Origin of the sequence: Convivina praedatoris, assembly GCF_933208495.1 — a bacterium.
Classification (GTDB): domain Bacteria; phylum Bacillota; class Bacilli; order Lactobacillales; family Lactobacillaceae; genus Convivina; species Convivina praedatoris.
Genome location: NZ_CAKOET010000002.1, coordinates 80,864 through 97,046, shown reverse-complemented (window position 1 = coordinate 97,046; position 16,183 = coordinate 80,864). Strand labels below are relative to the sequence as shown.

Below are 16,183 nucleotides of genomic sequence, written 5' to 3'. Positions count from 1 at the left end.
TATTTCAAAATAGCCGATATTAATCAACTTTATATCCGCCACCTTGAATCATCTCTTGAATAAAGTGAACACTGATAGCGCCAACCAACATTAAAATTCCTGATATCAAAATCATAGAAGGAAAATGTGAACCCAACAGTGGGAACAAGGCAAAACTAGCTACTGACGCTACAATTTGAGGTAAACAAATGGAACAATTAAACAAACCTAAGTAGGTTCCCATATGATCACCAGGCAAAGCATTCGTAACCATGATGAATGGATAGGCCATCATACCCGCCCATGAAATTCCAATTAAAATAAACGAAATCGTCAACAAAACTAGCGAATGGAAATAAAAAACCGAGATAAATCCGAGCGATCCCAAAAACAAAGACAAAGCGTAGCCCCTCTTATTCTTTGTCGCTGGAATTTTTGATAAAACTAATGACCATAAAACAGCTGCAACAGCATATACCGCTGATAAAATACCAAACCAATTACCACCGTTTTGATAACCTACCGTGCTTGGGTCTGTAGCATGAAAGACATTATCAGCTACCGCACCAGTTCCGTACGTCCAAAGATATTGAAAAGCCATCCAGCAGAAAAATTGAGTTACAGTCACAGTCCAGAAAGTTTTAGGTGCTTTTTTTAATAAAGTAATAAAATTCCCATCACCCTCATCAGGTATGTTTAAAGCATAGCCATGATACAACTCATAGGTTGCATCGTCGTATTCCTTCACATTAAAGACCGCAATTAACGAAAAGACCACCAAAACAACCGCACCAACATAAAAAGAAATAACAACTGAAGGTGGCACTTGCCCTTTGGGAGCCGTATTTGCGACGCCAATCGCTGTCAACAAGAAAGGAAAAACCGTTGCTAATACTGAACCAGTATTTGATAGAAAACTTTGAATCGAATATGCATACGACTTTTGTTTTTCATTAACCATATCGCCAACAACCATTTTAAAAGGCTGCATCGCAACGTTAGAGCTTAAATCCATAAATAATATGGCGATGGCCCCAAACCACAAACCAGCAACTGTTGAAAAACCAAAACTCCCTGAATTAGGTAGCAAAAACATTACAATCACTGATACCAAGGCACCCACTAATAAGTACGGCATCCGTCGGCCAAAGCGTTTAGTCCACGTTCGATCCGAAAAATATCCAACCAATGGCTGAACAACCATACCTGCTAAAGGTGGCAAAATAAAGAAAAATCCCAACTTAGTAGGATCAGCACCCAAAGTTTGAAAAATTCTTCCCATCTGAGAACTTTGCAGTGAAAAGGCCATTTGAACACCTAGGAAACCAAAACTCATCATCCAAATGGTACCCAAAGGTAAATCTGGTAATCCTCTCCCCTTTACTTTCTCCGTCATAATTTATTCATCTCCTCATCTAGTTATTCATCCCTTATGACATTGCAATTCCATTTTACAACTTTATTAATTAAAATGAAAGCGCTTTCTTTATACGTTAAAGTAATTAAATTTTTAAATATTTATTCTAAAAATATGGACTAAATATTTATCATCTCAACGTAAAAAAGCCTCCAAAAAATTTGGAAACTTTTCTACTTATCTAGTTTGCGATAAAAATCATTATATCCATTCACAAAATCAACTAACTCGTGTAACTGATTGAATAATACCCAATTCAAACCTAAAATAAGACGACGCGGATAATGTTTCTGCTGTTGCTTATGATTATCTCGTACAGCTTGTTCATATCCTAATTGGTAGTCTGAACTTGTATTTTTAGCATAATTTTTAGCATAGAAAGTAGTTTGCTTTTGATAAAGGCCAGCTTCATAATCATGTTTAACTTGATCATGAAGTGCCCTAATTTCCTTAATAATCATTTATCGAGCCTCTTTCAATTTGCCACGCCAAGACACCAGCAAGACAGGTAAAATAATAATACCAAAAGTCAAAATTAAACCTAAATAGTCTACTCCTACCGATTGATGTATTAGCATTTTCAAAATAATTTGATAAACATAGTAACCTGGGAAAAGCTGCTGAAAATAGGTAATTACATCGGCTAAAGTACCAGACATAAAGGTGTGAAAAGGTACCACCACCATGGCTAAAACCATCATAATTGGCGTACCAATGGTATCCAAAGTTTTACTATCGACATAAATTCCCAACAAGAAACCAATAATACTAAAATATATTCCCAGCACGATTACTAACAACAAACCCACAATAACAACCAGATCGATCTTAATGGCACCCATGAGTAGACCAACTACCAAAATCACCAATTGAATTAAGGTATTTAAGATAATTTGGGTAAATAGTTGATCCTTGATCCATCGCCCAAATGAGTAGTCACTAATGTGCAATTGCAGGAGGAAAAAGCGCTTACTAGCACTTATTTTTTTGGCAAAAGTAACAATCGAATTACCTAAAATTCCAATCAAAGCCGAGGCCATATACCAAATATAGGCATATTTTTGACTCCAATAGCCTCCACTATGAGCCGAAAAGACCATGAACACATACCAAAAAGAGGGAACTAAGAGGGTAAATAAAATAAAGCGTTTATTACGCAAGGTGTTTTTCAAATCAATATACTTAATCACGTAGTTACCTCCGTACGGCGACGATACCATTGTTCAATCGTTTGGTTATTAGCATGAACATCAGCAACACTCGCCGTTATAATCTGACCATCTTTTAATAACATAACTTTAGTAAAAAATTTATCAATCTGGTTAAAATCGTGAGTAATCATTAAAACACTACTATTGATGTGATCGAGATAGGACCAGAAAAAATCAATTGATTTTAAATCCATCCCCACCGTTGGTTCATCCAGAATTAATAATTTAGTTTTTTTCAATAGACTTAATAACAAGGAGAGACGTCGTTTTTGACCACCTGACAACTTACCAACCAAATTTTGACGATAACTAGCTAATTTGAATTTTTGTAACATACCTGCCGTGTAACTAGGATCATTAACACCATCGATAGCAGCCATCAAATCAACTTGTTCCCCAACCGTTAGAGACTCCAATAAATTATTATCCTGAGTCATCACACCCAAATCGTGATGTAAATCAAATAATCGTTTAATTTCTCCTTGATCAGGTTGAATAATCCCCATAATTAAATTAACTAAAGTTGTTTTTCCTGCACCATTATCTCCCAATAGGGCTACCCGCTCATTATGGCTAATATCAAAACTAACATCTTGTAACAGAGGATGATTAAATTTTTTAACTAAGTGAGAAATATGTAGAATCGATTGATTTGGTGAATACAAACCAGCTAATAAAAAATTCAAGTCAACCGAAAAAACATCCGCAATTTTAAGTAATTTATCAATATCTGGTTCAGCTTCTCCTAGTTCCCATTTAGAAACCGATTGACGACTGACAAATAATTTTTGTGCCAGGGCCGCCTGTGATAAAGATTGGCGTTGTCTTAGACTGACCAACTGTTGTCTGAAAATATTGTTCATATTTATTCCTTCCGTTACTTGATAATATATTCAGCATATCAATCAAAATATAAATGCCAAGTACTAGAGTAAAATTGCTGTAACGCTTTAGTAGCAGCGTTAGCAACCTACGGTTGCCAATTCCAAAATTAAAAATTGAACTACAAAATAAATGTATTTGAGAGGAAATGTATTCGCAGATATACTTATTATTTAAAATCGAATAAATTTGCTTTATAATCAAAGTGTGAAAAGTTTCGAAAATTAAGGAGCTAAGGGAGATATTAATTTATGCCAAGTACTACTGAACACTACAAGATGTACAAAAATGGTAAACAATGGGTTTACTCAATGATGCTTACAGCTACTCTGGTGGGTGGTGCCATCGCACTTAATAACACAGCGAGTGCAGATACTACCGTTCCGACTACTGCCAAAGCAGATTCAACTAACACCACTACCCCAGCCTCTGTGCCAACAAGTACAGTTGCTAGTTTAGATGACTTAGCTAAAACTGCTCAGTCAACTTCAACAGCTGCTAGCACGGCTCATAGTCAAGCAGATGCTGCACAACAAAAGGCTGACAAGTCATCACAGACAGCCAAGCAAATTAATGCTAACGATGCAAAAGCAAAACAAATTGCCACTTCAACCAGTACAGCGGTTCAAGAAGCTGGTAAACAAGTTGATAAGTCTAAACAAGCGGTTGATGACGCCTCAGCTAAGGCTGTAAAAGCTCATGATGCCAATACCAAGGCCCAAGATCAATTAGCTAAAGATCAGGCTGTGGTTGACCAACTCAACAGTGTTAGTCAATCCGCTTCAACCACTCAAAGTGAACTAGTTATCTCTAAAGATAACCTATATCAAGCTGAGAAAACTCGTAGCGAAGCTAATAGGGCCCAAGATCAAGCTGACAAGAAATTAGCAGAGGCGCAAAAAAATCAAGATTCTGAAGCCGTTAAAGCAGCTGATGCCAAGTATGAGGCTGCCAAGAAAGTCACAGATACAGCTTCTGCGGCTGCTTCAGAAAAGTACCAAGCCTATCAAACGGCTAAGAAAACAGCTGACGCAGCCCAAGCAGCCTATGAAAAAGCTCAAAAGGATGCCAAGGCCGCTAAAGATGCCCTACCTGCTGACCAATCCAAAGTTGATAGTACCAAAAAGGCCCTAGATACAGCTGAAAAAGCTCGTTTTGAGGCCACTAAAGCATTAGAGTCTGCTCAAAAGAATTTTGATCAAGCCAAAAAGGAAGATTCTCAAGCGGCTGAAATAGTTAAGAAGGCTGATGCCAATGCTAAAACGGCTAATGACACTGCTGCTAAGGATGCTAAGCTTGCGCAAACCCTTAAGTTAAAGGCAGCCGACTTAGACAAGGCAGCTGATGCTGCCCAAAAAGCCTATGAAGATGCTAAGCAAGGTGGTAAGATTGATAGCACATCAACTGATGATGCTGTAAAGGCTGCGCAAGCTGCTGCTAAAGCCGCCCAAGAAGCTGCTCAGCAAGCTATTGATGCTGCTAAAGCCGCCCAAGAAGCTGCTATGGCTGCTCAAGCGGCCGCTGTCCAAGCCGCTAAAAGTGCTACGCAACAAGCCAACGGACAGGCTACTGCCAAACAAGCAGCCGCAATGGCTGCTCAAGCACTTTCTTTCAAGGCTAATCAAGAAGCAGCTGCTAAGCAAGTAATTGCTAAGAGCGCAGCTGCCCTACCAGCCACTGCTAAAACAGCTGAAAATAATGTAGCCGCTTTAACAGCCTTCGCTTTAGCCGGTACCGCCATGGCCGGTGCTGTTGTATTGAACAAGAAGAAATATAACTAACTTCCATAATATAAAAAGACGCTTATCTAACGATAGGCGTCTTTTTATATTATTTATAAATTTGCCACCAAATCACCCAAAGTCATTTTCGCTAGCTGCTGTTCAACTACTTGATCCAATTGATCATATTCGATGGCTAATGCCTTTTTAATATTTTTACCAACTGGACATTCTAGATTCGTATTTTCATCAATAGGAATCACTCGCTGCTGTTCATCTAACGCTTGATAAACCGCCAAAAAAGTAATTTGATCAACTGATTTTGCCAGAGAAGGGGTGGCCACCCCACTGGTCGAACAAATCAAACCGGCTTTTTTTAACTTCCCCATTATCCGTCTAATCCGAGTTGGATTGGTATTAACACTTTCAGCAATTTGTTGACTAGTGATACCCTCATTTTCTTCAAAAATTTTTAAATAAGCCAAAATATGTAAGGCATCACTAAACTGTAAAGAATACTTCATTATTTATCCCCTGACTTGACCGTTTGCTAAAAATAGTATAGCATACTAGGTGTATTTTATATAAGCACAAGGAGAATTGTCATGTCATTTGATACACTACAGAAGCAACGTCGTTCAATTTATAGTCTGGGTAAGAATGTTTCACAGACACCTGAAGAGATTTTTAATATTGTGAAAGGCGCAGTTCGTGAAACACCAACTGCTTTTAATAGCCAGTCAGTTCGAGCAATTGTACTAACAGGAGCCGCCCATGATAGATTGTGGGATATCGTTCTGGCTAAATTAAAGGCCGTTTCTAAAAGTGCCGAATCCTTCGAAAAGACGACCGATAAAATTAATCAGTCCTTCAAGGCTGGTTTTGGAACCGTACTATTATTCACCGACACACCGGTTGTTAAGGGACTTGAAGAAAATTTCCCATTATATGCTGATAACTTCTATGATTGGTCCGAACAAGGTCTAGGAATTGCCGACTACGCCATCTGGGTAGCCTTAGCTGAAGCTGGTATTGGCGCTTCTACTCAACACTATAATCCATTGATTGATGAGGATGTTCAAAATGAGTTTAATATTCCAAGTACCTGGCGATTACGGGCTGAAATGCCATTCGGTTCAATTGAAGCGCCAGCTGGTCAAAAAGACTACATGCCTGATGAAGATCGTTTCCAACTTATCACCTCAACTAAGTAATTCACATTTAACCACTCTATCTACTTGAGTGGTTTTTATTTACAATTATTTAGTGATTCATATAATACAATGGTTAATAAAAGATATTATAATTACAGGAGAAAATATGGGATATTTCTTTCTAGCTCTAGCTATAATTGGTGAAATTATTGCTACTAATCTACTTAAAGCTTCCAACGGCTTTAGTCAATTTTGGCCTTCCATTGGTGCCTTAACGACCTATGGCATCTGTTTTTATTTCTTTGCACTATCACTAAAAAGTGTCAATTTAAGTATTGCTTACGCTGTTTGGGCTGGTCTTGGAATTATCATTACTACATTAATCGCGGTTCTTTTCTGGAAGGAAAGCGTTAGCTGGATGAGTATCATTGGCATAGCTCTCATTGTCATTGGCGTAGTTATCGTCTCCTGGTTTGAACCATCTTAAAAATACCCAATATAAAACCCCTTAGTGCACTAAGAGGTTTTTTATATCAGTATTTATTCTTGACTAACTGTTATTGGAATGGTCACAATACGATCAATGATTTTAGCACGCTTAGAAACTTGCCCCTGCTCGCGATACATTTTAGCCCCACTTTCAAAAATGAGCGACATACTATTGTTATTATTAGTATTAACTTGTTCCACTGAAGGCGGTAAAACAATCTTTTTTGCACCTGCCACGTCATCGGTATAATCAAATTTTGAACCAGTCTTCCCATTAGGCTGCACAACCATTAAGACTGAATTATCATCCCCATTTGATTGTGTAATTAAGGCTAAATTGTACTTAGTAATTGCTAACCCCTGCATTCGATCAAAACCAGAAGCAACTGATTTAATTTTCTTTTCTTTGATTAGAGTTTCGATATATTCTTGTAAGCTAGTACCCTTATAAACCACTTGTACCTGCTGATTATCAGATGGTAAGCCAGTATCTGGATTAAATGCCATCACCGCAATTGTTCGGTTAGCGACATTCAATCCATATTTAACAATAAACATCTCATGATTATGGTAAGCAATCCCCGAGGTACGACTTGCCCAAGGGATTGCAATCCGCTGGCTCTTTAAAGTCGGCTCCTCCTCAGTCGGCTGATACTGCTTAATATCACTTAAATAGGCGTAAGAAAGTCCCGCAAATTGAGTACCATCATTGGACCACCAAAGCCGATCATGTTCGACATCATAAGCTAATCCGCCAACATGTGACTTACTGTCTAAGATTAAACTTTTAACATACTGGCGATTTTGCTTATCAATGACAATAATTAATGAATTACGCTTGTGATCCCCATCATAGAGACTAATAAAGAAATAACTACTATTTTGTGTGATACCCTGAGGCACCCAGTTATTACCAAAACTAGCACGCTTAGTTTTATGGTCAACAGACCATGCCCCCCGCAGGCCTGGCATAACAATCGAGGTGATATTGTCTGTGGGAACCCGCGCATCTTTGTTTCCCTGGTGATTGGCAATCTCAAAATTATGTTTAAATTCAGCTTCACTGACTAGTTCATGTGTATCAGCCTGCCACATAGGCACATCTTTAGCACTAGCAATCATTCTTTTGTATTTATCAGTACGATCAATCTGAGCAATACCAATACTGAAACAAATAAACAAAATGAGTATTACCGATACATAAATAAAACTGCCTTTATTTCTCTTTTTAATCATCGCTACTCCCTTATCTACTCAATTATAAAAGATTTTTAAAAACAATAGTTAGAAAGAAATTGGTTATTGGAATCATGATAAAATAAAGCTAGAGCCATTAATAAGTGTGGCAATCGTCTTATTACCTTACGTAATGCCCACCTTGAGGAGAAAAATAATGTATGTTAATCTAATTAACCCTGTAAACAGGCATACCAAACGTGTAAAAATCGGTTTTTCATGGACAACCTTATTTTTTAATGCTTTTCCAACTCTTTTTCGTGGTGATTGGAAATGGTTTTTCATTGCATTAGTAATTCAAATCATATTAGGTGTACCCAGTTTTGGAATTGGCGTTGGTATATTTAGCATTGTCTTTGCCTTTATTTACAATGGGCTTTACCTAAGAGACTTACTAGCCAAAGGTTATCGACCCATGGATGATATGTCCAAGAACATCATAAATTCACAAGGTTATCAATTTTAAGGAGTTTTTTATGAATAAAATGAGCACAATAGCCATAATTATCTCATTATTATTAATGTTTGTCTCGCTCGTAAGTTGGATTTTACAAGCAACTGATTTTTCACTTATCACGGCTAACTTAGCTACAGTCATTCTATTGGTTGCCTTCGTGTGGACTAATCGCCATCAGAACTAAGCAATATTAAGGAGTTATGTAATTACTATGAAAGCTAAAGATCACATTACTAAAGGAACTGACAAAATAATTAACAGTACCAATGCTAAGTGGGTCGCCTTTCGGCAGTTTATCTTTGCACCGAACCTGCTAACTTTTGTAATTTCGGTTGTAGTAGGTAATAGCTTTGGGTCAGCCATTAAGGATTTAATTTCAACCGCTTCTGGCACGGTTAACTTCATCCTTAAATGGTCTATGAATAAGAATCACCCCCTTGACTTTGATTTGATTATGGCTCCATTTGGTGATTTTTTAAATAGTTTTCTAACTATGCTGTTTATTGCCCTAACTGTTTTTTATACAATTCAATTTATTAATAATTCATTAATTAGAACCAAAGAAGAGCAATGGGGATTTGATCAAGCGCATGAAGACGCCCTCGTCTTCCAAAAAATGCAGGCGGAAAACAATAAATTGCAAGCGGAAAATGCCAAACTTCAACGAGAGATATTATCAAAACTAGAAGCTATTCAAGAAAAACAATAATTATTGAAGGAGCAAATTATTATGAATGAAAATGGTAAAATCGTACCTAGCGAAATTAAAGGATGGAACTGGGGAGCCTTTATATACAATGTGTTTTGGGGAATCGGTAATAAAACCTATTTACCTTTACTTTGCTTAATTCCTGGCTTCAACTTAATCTGGATGTTTGTCTGTGGTTTCAAGGGAAACGAGTGGGCCTGGCAAAAGGGTGATTACAAAGACATTGACACCTTTAGAGCAGTTCAAGCAACATGGAATCGAGCTGGATTAGCTCAGTTTATTATTGGTTTAATTGGTATTATTCTCTATATCGCTTTTATTGGATTTATACTAACTATGGCTACTCATACTGGCGGTACTAGTACTCACACAACTATTGTGTAGAGATATAGAATCAGTCCAAAATTTCAATTATATCTTGATGCCAATTTCACTACTATCTCGTTTGTGAAACTCCTATTCCCTGGTACCATATCATTTTCTACTGAGGACCTTCTAGCACTTGTATTCGTATTGAAATACAAACAAGATAACTGTCCAATAAGCTATTTCAACCGGAAAAGGCTTCCTATTCTATATAGGAAGCCTTTTTAAGATATAATTCATTTAGTCTGTAATACTAATAAAAGGAACTAAAAAATGCCTCGTCATATTTTCATAAATCAAGAATCTACTAATGATCACATTTCAATTTACTATAATGAACCCATTTTTATCGTAAGTGCTCAAAAAGACGATCTGACCAAAATTAATCTTTTGGAAGAAGCTCATAAACCAGGAATTTATATTCTTATTGGTGAACATAAACGATACGTTGGGCAAGCATCTGGCGCAACTTTTACTCGACTACAACAGCATAGTGTGCATAAAAATTGGTGGCATAAAGTAATTTTCTTTGGCCGTGAGGATGGTCATCTTTCTAAAGCCCAGTTAGATTTTCTTGAGGCAGAATTAATCCAAGAATTTTCAAAAGCAGATTTAGAATTAGATAATAATACCATTGGAAATACAAGCTACATTGATAAATTAGGAAAAATAACCGCCAAAACACTTCTAGTACGCGTTAAAGATACCCTAGCAAATATTGCTAATATTAATTTATTTGATGAAGAAATCTCAGACATCATTGACTCAGAAGATACTGATGAAAACTTTGTAGATTTTAATAATAAGCGCTATGTCAATAAATTTACCAGTCAAATATTTATTGAAATTATAACCGACCTCGTTCATTCAGAAAAAATCACATCATTGATGCCCTTCATCAGCGATGAAGAACCGAATACTATTCAATTTATTGGTACCGCATCAAAAATTTCTAGTTTAGGTAAAGAATTAACTAAACCAATTACGGACACACCTTATTATGTTTATACCAATTTTACTAAAATCAATTTTAAAAAACGCTTAGAACGAATTGCACAAGAATTAAATCAAAAAATCGATATTCACTTTTAATAACTCCCAGTGGCAATCTTTGTCGTCCAATGAGAAGAGATATTATGATGCATACACTTTCAAGACGTACGAGCCTAATCTACGCCATTACTGGCAGCATTTTATGGGGTGCTTCGGGAACCGTTGCCCAATCCCTCTTCAACGCTCATAACATATCCGCCACTTGGCTAGTCGGTGTACGACTGCTAACGGCCGGTCTGTTATTATTGTTCCTTTCAATTATCACTAAACAAAATATATTTAATGTCTGGCGGGATAAAAAGGCGGCTAGCCGTCTTATGTTTTTTTCATTTCTAGGAATGCTCCCATCACAACTTTCTTATTTCATGGCGATTCAATACGGTAATGCCGCCACCGCCACTGTGCTGCAGTTTTTAGCACCAGTTTTTATTACGATTTATTTATCAGTAGTCAATCATTTCCTACCAAGCAAGATAAATCTCATGGCAATTGGCGTCGCAATGATAGGCACTTTTTTACTAGTTACCAGTGGTAATATCAACTCGCTTTCACTTACTCCAATTGCAATCATTTGGGGCCTGCTAGCTGGTTTAAGCCAAGCATCTTACACTTTGTTGCCTCGTCAATTATTAACTAATTTTAGTGAAACGGCGATTGTGGGCTGGAGTATGTTAATTAGTAGTATCCCTTTTTGGTACACGGTCGGACGAACAAAATTACCACCTCTATCACTAAGCATAACAATGGCCATTGCTTTTATTATCATTGGCGGCACCATAATTTTTGTATGTTTAACTATGTCCATGCAGATACTCCTGTGCCTGCTCCTATTGCTCCTTAATAGCCTTGTCGTGTGCTTCTCTAGCCTCTTAGTATAGTTAATAGAACTTAGCTAACTGTAGGCTTATACGGTCAATCTGCTCCAGCTTCCTAGCGTAAGTAGTCCAGTGCATCCCCTTTGGCCGTTTGGGTGTTCTATATATTCTGAAAGCCAAGTCACAGGCAACTAAACGACCCAGCTCCATGTAACTGTTATACAAAGCTGGATCTAACTTGTTGATTAGCCTTAGTTGCTTCTCATGCAGTCCCATAATCTTATAGACCCCATCACGCCTAGCCTTGTTGTCCTGGTCAGGATAATACAAGCCAGCACATACACGACACTGTTCTGCCTGCCCTACGTGATAGAGTAGGCTTTTTCTTTTGCCACAGTAAGGACAGACCAGCCAATAGAGCACACCACCATAGTTAGGCCTAGTAATCGCTATGGTTATCTTGTAGCCTTGCCAGTTCACACGCTTAGCATGGGGATGTTTCCTAAAATCTAGCTCTTTGATATTTAGTTTTGGATAACTAGTGACCTTTTGCATTGCAACCCTCAATTCATGTCTAAATCATTAGGAAAATTTTGTAACCTTGTTGCACACCTTTTAAGACTGTGTGGCTTGTTATCGTTATTATATCAACGTTTATAGTGTGTGTAAGCTTGTAACCTTTTTTGCACACAAGGTTACACATCGTTGCATACAAAAAAGCAGCCTCTTATAATCGGCTGCTAAATATTTTATAGAATTAGATAACTAACAATCAGCTCTCAACATGTACTGTAATATAATCTATTTTGCCTTCTGGGTTGAAATGGTATTTATCATAACCTGTTAATGAAAATAGTTGGCCATCTTTATTAATACCAGCCACAGCCCAAGCGGTTTTATACTGTTCACTTTGTTCATCCGTTACAAAAACATGTTTCAATTTGATATTACGGCTAAAAAACACATCAAAAAATTCTTTGAGAGCTTTAATACCACTAACTTTTTCACCAATACCTGACTCTAAAACAACATCATCAGCAAACAAATTCACTATTTTCTGACGATCAGCTAAATTTGTAGTGGCTGTATCTGATAATTCAAAATATTCTTTTACCATTTCAAGCTTAGTCATAAAATACGCCTCCTCCAATGCACAACTACAGAGTAGACCGTGCTTACTTATAATTCAATACCAAAAACCATGTAAGGACTGTCCAAAATGGACACCCCCTTACATGAGGTCTCATTTCAGGGCGCCACCTTAAACATCTTCGCCACTACTGGCGAAAAACTCACGTCGTTACCAGATATGGCAATGCTTAGCCTACAAATCAAAAAACAAAGTACTAACTTGGTCCACTACTAGGAATACTGATATAAAGAGCTTTAAGTCACAAAATATTAGCTATATAGGCCAATAATAAGCAAGTTGACCCACTAACATAATCGGTCTAAGTTCTACTTAGGGGGGCGTGATTCGCTCTCCCCTGCACCTACTTCATGTCGGTATAGGTTTAGTCTAGGCCGTCACGTTTCGTCTCTCGCTTTCCCCAGTCGTGGAGAATATTCATACCCACTTTTGGGCACAGTGCTCCCCTGTTTCTTTTTTGACCAATTTTGGTCAATCTGTACCAAATGCGAAGACTAAGATGCCTAAAACACCGATAAAGTTCCCACGATAACAACCAAAACAGCTACAAACACTTATGTATCAGTGCTTAAAGTGTCGTCACTTTATAGTCGCATTCGGTACATAGCTACTTATTCTAAAATGCGCACGCTTTTAGTCCGATAACGGTTAGTCCATTGCTATCACTAGCTTTATAGCCGTTCTAAACAGGCAGAAAACACCTACCAATTGCCCTATTTAGCGCCTTTTTCTGCCAAAAGTGGCAAAAACACAAACCGCTTAACACTGGGCTTTGTCAGGGGTACCCCCCTACCTAAAATTTTTAAAAATTGAACTTTTTTATAAGACGACGATATGTGAGCGCTCTCTCGTTTAGACGAATAGGGCGGGGGTTATCTAGCTTTTTATGTCTTTGATTGTACAAATACACCACTGAAAAATAAAAACGCTTAGATTACTTGCTATAGTATCCGTTAAATTTATTTTGTTACACAATGCCGTACTATTTATAGCCCAAAGCAATCATTTTTATATTTTATGCTGTATATCTTCCAATGTTGCTTTTACAGTATCTAATTGTTCATAAACATCATCCATATCAAGACATTTCTCCACAGTACTTATAAGGTTGTTATCAATATTTAAATTAGATAATAGCCGATTCATCTCAAAATTATCCTTAATAGCCTGAAGATACGTTTTAACTTTTACTCGATTCTGCTGCTTTAAGCTATTAACATCAAATACTCCTCTAGGTCTAAAATTATATATCCCCAAAACAATATCTTGATGTAAATTTATATCCTGAGATATATATTCCGAGCATATTTGCAACAATCGATTTTGATCTCCTATTTTCTTATCTACTGCCTTACTATGTTTGGTAAAAAGAAGGCCAACGAACGATGAAATCACTGACGAAATTATGGCTGTCACAACATTATCTTTCAAATAATTCCACATATAAAATTTCCTTTCAAAATTATCGAAAACTTACAAGCACATATCCAATAACTGTAATGATTAATTTATCTATTCAATATACAGCTATCATCCAGTACTAGCCATGTCTTAGCCTCATTGAGTCGCCTCTGACCTGCACTCTTGCTAATGAGTAGCCGTTGCTCAATGTTTACCCAGCTATGCCCCGTGTATCTTAGTTTAAAAATCTGTTGATCTAACTCATCAAAGACATTCAGCCACTCGCTAATATACTCCATGGTCTCTTTAGTGGCGTTTATGTATGGGTCTTGCTCTAAGACTGCTAAGGTAGTCTCAGTACTATGGCTCTGTTTGTTCTTAGCTTTAATGTTGCGGTTTACGTCGTCAGCATTGTTGTGCCCGGAACGTATTTCTAGCTCACGTTGTTTAATGGCTAAGGCCATTTTACCCGTAAAGTATGCTTTGGTATCTTGTCTTTTTAGTCTGCCATTCATCCCCCTTAGCTATGTACTGTTTAACCTGTGTAGTTGTAACTACGGTGCTCTCACAACCGTGCTTGTATGCACCCTTGTAACAAGCGTAGCTCTGACTACTTGCTACGTGGATGTAACCACACAGCCAAATAGAACAGGCGTACTTTAAGATACACCCGTTTGCAAGCGTGAACACATCCGCGGTTGTTCTATTCACATCAACAATATACTAACAAAGTATTTTACTATTTACGGGAAGTTTGTGGGGCATTAGGACAAATAAAAAACGGCTTAAACGCCGTTACATTGCTGATAGGACTATTTATTTTGTGGGAAGTTTCCCCTAGTTTTTCTTAGTTTCTCTTAGTGTCGTAAAAAATAAAAAAGGCTTAAGAATGCACCTTGTAGTGCTTCTTAGTCCCTCTTAGTTTACCTTAGTGGATCTGAGGGGAGTCGAACCCCTGTCCAAACCGCCCGATACATCAGCGTCTACATTCTTAGGACTATCATTTAATTTCATGATGCTGTCCGCCATAGCTCAAGGCCCATCAGCACCACTAACCTGATTAATTTAACCAATTCTTATCAGGTGGGTAAGAATTGGCGGTCTAGCCATTTATTAAACCCAAATTCAAATGCTAGCCTTCAAATTCAGGCTACGGATCACTGGTTTTTAGGCAGCGATTGCGTAAGAATTATTGTTTTTTGCAGTTAAATGTCTGCCCGTTTTACGCCCGGACGGCGGAATGCAGCCAATGCTCTAAACAGCCTGTCGAATTCCATAAACAGACCCAAAATAAAAGCTACTAGGATATCCTAGTAGCTTTCATTATAACAAAGATTAGCTAAGGCTAAAAGGCACGAAAACGGGCACGACGCATTTTAACTAATTCTTGTCCACCAACTTGTTCTAATTGGTTAATTTCAGTCGTTAGCTTAGCTGATAAAGCACTAAACACTTTAGCATGGTGTCGATTTTCTGGAATAACATACTCAATAATATGTTTTTCCAACAAATCTTTTGGTGTAAGCCCCATGATACCGGCTGCTTCATCACTCCGCTTACTATCCTTCCACAAAATAGATGCAAATCCTTCTGGTGAAAGAATTGAATAGGTTGCATTTTCAAACATCCATACTTGATCAGCAGTAGCCAAGGCTAAGGCTCCACCAGATCCCCCCTCACCATAGATAATTGCAATCATTGGTACGGTCAATTTCATTGATTCTAAAATTGATTGAGCAATGGCATCTCCTTGCCCTTGAGCTTCTGCCTCTTTACCAGGGAAAGCACCAGGTGTATTGATAAAGGTAATAATGGGACGATGAAATTTTTCAGCTTGTTTCATCAATCGTTGCGCCTTACGATAACCCCAAGGTTGTGGTGACCCATTCCGCTTGGATAACTTATCATTGATATCAATTCCCTTATCAATGGCAATGACCGTCACCGGACGGTTACCTAGCATAGCAACACCACCAATGATAGATTCATCATCATTACCAAGGCGGTCTCCGTGAAGTTCAATAAAATCAGTAAATAGGCCATCAATTAATTCCCGAGCCAAAAATCGATCTTCACGAGAACGTTTCACAACTTCCGCTGGAGCTACATCATGTTTAAATAAAAATCCTAACAAATCAGCCAT

General features: G+C 37.7%; 19 protein-coding genes and 1 other RNA gene. 8 read left to right on the top strand and 12 right to left on the bottom strand.

The genetic code is table 11. From position 1 onward, the window contains the following. Window positions 1–19 precede the first annotated feature (19 nt). The 4 genes from M4974_RS02140 to M4974_RS02125 form a co-directional block, all read right to left on the bottom strand. On the bottom strand, window positions 20–1,375 hold the full coding sequence (locus M4974_RS02140) for an SLC45 family MFS transporter (RefSeq protein WP_248705869.1): 1,356 nt from the start codon (window positions 1,373–1,375) through the stop codon (window positions 20–22). A 194-nt stretch (window positions 1,376–1,569) separates the two neighbouring features. Next, entirely contained in the window at window positions 1,570–1,857 is a 288-nt protein-coding gene (locus M4974_RS02135) for a hypothetical protein (RefSeq protein ID WP_248705868.1), read from the bottom strand. Then, window positions 1,858–2,586 (bottom strand): hypothetical protein, encoded by a 729-nt coding sequence (locus M4974_RS02130; RefSeq protein WP_248705867.1) that lies wholly within the window; start codon window positions 2,584–2,586, stop codon window positions 1,858–1,860. It abuts the gene before it with no gap. Beyond that, window positions 2,583–3,470, bottom strand: coding sequence for an XRE family transcriptional regulator (locus M4974_RS02125; RefSeq protein ID WP_248705866.1), 888 nt, complete (start codon window positions 3,468–3,470; stop codon window positions 2,583–2,585). The genes M4974_RS02130 and M4974_RS02125 overlap by 4 nt, the downstream gene beginning before the upstream one ends. 270 nt (window positions 3,471–3,740) lie before the next feature. Here M4974_RS02125 and M4974_RS02120 point away from each other — a divergent pair, with 270 nt between their 5' ends. Beyond that, on the top strand, window positions 3,741–5,270 hold the full coding sequence (locus M4974_RS02120) for a KxYKxGKxW signal peptide domain-containing protein (RefSeq protein WP_248705865.1): 1,530 nt from the start codon (window positions 3,741–3,743) through the stop codon (window positions 5,268–5,270). Window positions 5,271–5,323: 53 nt separating this feature from the next. Here the strand turns inward: M4974_RS02120 and M4974_RS02115 are convergent, their stop codons facing one another. Continuing rightward, complete coding sequence (locus M4974_RS02115; RefSeq protein ID WP_248705864.1) at window positions 5,324–5,734, bottom strand: Rrf2 family transcriptional regulator; 411 nt, start codon at window positions 5,732–5,734, stop codon at window positions 5,324–5,326. A gap of 81 nt (window positions 5,735–5,815) precedes the next feature. On the opposite strand from M4974_RS02115, the gene M4974_RS02110 reads away from it, so the two are divergent. After that, window positions 5,816–6,424 carry a nitroreductase family protein gene (locus M4974_RS02110; RefSeq protein WP_248705863.1) on the top strand — a complete coding sequence of 203 codons (609 nt, stop codon included), beginning with the start codon at window positions 5,816–5,818 and terminating at the stop codon, window positions 6,422–6,424. A gap of 106 nt (window positions 6,425–6,530) precedes the next feature. Next, window positions 6,531–6,851, top strand: coding sequence for a DMT family transporter (locus M4974_RS02105; protein WP_248705862.1), 321 nt, complete (start codon window positions 6,531–6,533; stop codon window positions 6,849–6,851). A gap of 53 nt (window positions 6,852–6,904) precedes the next feature. Here M4974_RS02105 and M4974_RS02100 read toward each other — a convergent pair whose 3' ends face one another. Beyond that, on the bottom strand, window positions 6,905–8,089 hold the full coding sequence (locus M4974_RS02100) for a hypothetical protein (RefSeq protein WP_248705861.1): 1,185 nt from the start codon (window positions 8,087–8,089) through the stop codon (window positions 6,905–6,907). Window positions 8,090–8,246: 157 nt separating this feature from the next. On the opposite strand from M4974_RS02100, the gene M4974_RS02095 reads away from it, so the two are divergent. The 5 genes from M4974_RS02095 (at window position 8,247) to M4974_RS02075 (ending at window position 11,552) form a co-directional block, all read left to right on the top strand. Then, window positions 8,247–8,555, top strand: a complete 309-nt coding sequence (locus tag M4974_RS02095; protein ID WP_248705860.1) for a DUF2628 domain-containing protein — start codon at window positions 8,247–8,249, stop codon at window positions 8,553–8,555. 202 nt (window positions 8,556–8,757) lie between these two features. Next, the gene (locus tag M4974_RS02090; protein ID WP_248705859.1) at window positions 8,758–9,255 is read left to right on the top strand and encodes an MscL family protein; all 498 of its coding nucleotides are present in this window, start codon (window positions 8,758–8,760) and stop codon (window positions 9,253–9,255) included. A gap of 21 nt (window positions 9,256–9,276) precedes the next feature. After that, window positions 9,277–9,639 carry a ribonuclease G gene (locus tag M4974_RS02085; RefSeq protein WP_248705858.1) on the top strand — a complete coding sequence of 121 codons (363 nt, stop codon included), beginning with the start codon at window positions 9,277–9,279 and terminating at the stop codon, window positions 9,637–9,639. A gap of 255 nt (window positions 9,640–9,894) precedes the next feature. Further along, on the top strand, window positions 9,895–10,713 hold the full coding sequence (locus M4974_RS02080; protein WP_248705857.1) for a GIY-YIG nuclease family protein: 819 nt from the start codon (window positions 9,895–9,897) through the stop codon (window positions 10,711–10,713). Between the two features lie 44 nt (window positions 10,714–10,757). Then, entirely contained in the window at window positions 10,758–11,552 is a 795-nt protein-coding gene (locus M4974_RS02075; RefSeq protein WP_248705856.1) for a DMT family transporter, read from the top strand. Here the strand turns inward: M4974_RS02075 and M4974_RS02070 are convergent, their stop codons facing one another. The 6 genes from M4974_RS02070 to accA form a co-directional block, all read right to left on the bottom strand. Continuing rightward, window positions 11,553–12,044 (bottom strand): hypothetical protein, encoded by a 492-nt coding sequence (locus M4974_RS02070; RefSeq protein WP_248705855.1) that lies wholly within the window; start codon window positions 12,042–12,044, stop codon window positions 11,553–11,555. Window positions 12,045–12,261: 217 nt separating this feature from the next. Beyond that, window positions 12,262–12,621, bottom strand: coding sequence for a nuclear transport factor 2 family protein (locus M4974_RS02065; RefSeq protein WP_248705854.1), 360 nt, complete (start codon window positions 12,619–12,621; stop codon window positions 12,262–12,264). Window positions 12,622–13,647: 1,026 nt separating this feature from the next. Continuing rightward, window positions 13,648–14,082, bottom strand: coding sequence for a hypothetical protein (locus M4974_RS02060; RefSeq protein WP_248705853.1), 435 nt, complete (start codon window positions 14,080–14,082; stop codon window positions 13,648–13,650). A 65-nt stretch (window positions 14,083–14,147) separates the two neighbouring features. After that, window positions 14,148–14,555, bottom strand: a complete 408-nt coding sequence (locus tag M4974_RS02055; RefSeq protein ID WP_248705852.1) for a RinA family protein — start codon at window positions 14,553–14,555, stop codon at window positions 14,148–14,150. A 414-nt stretch (window positions 14,556–14,969) separates the two neighbouring features. Beyond that, window positions 14,970–15,327, bottom strand: a transfer-messenger RNA (tmRNA) gene (ssrA, locus tag M4974_RS02050). 58 nt (window positions 15,328–15,385) lie between these two features. After that, window positions 15,386–16,183, bottom strand: coding sequence for a carboxyltransferase subunit alpha (accA, locus tag M4974_RS02045; RefSeq protein ID WP_248715727.1), 798 nt, complete (start codon window positions 16,181–16,183; stop codon window positions 15,386–15,388).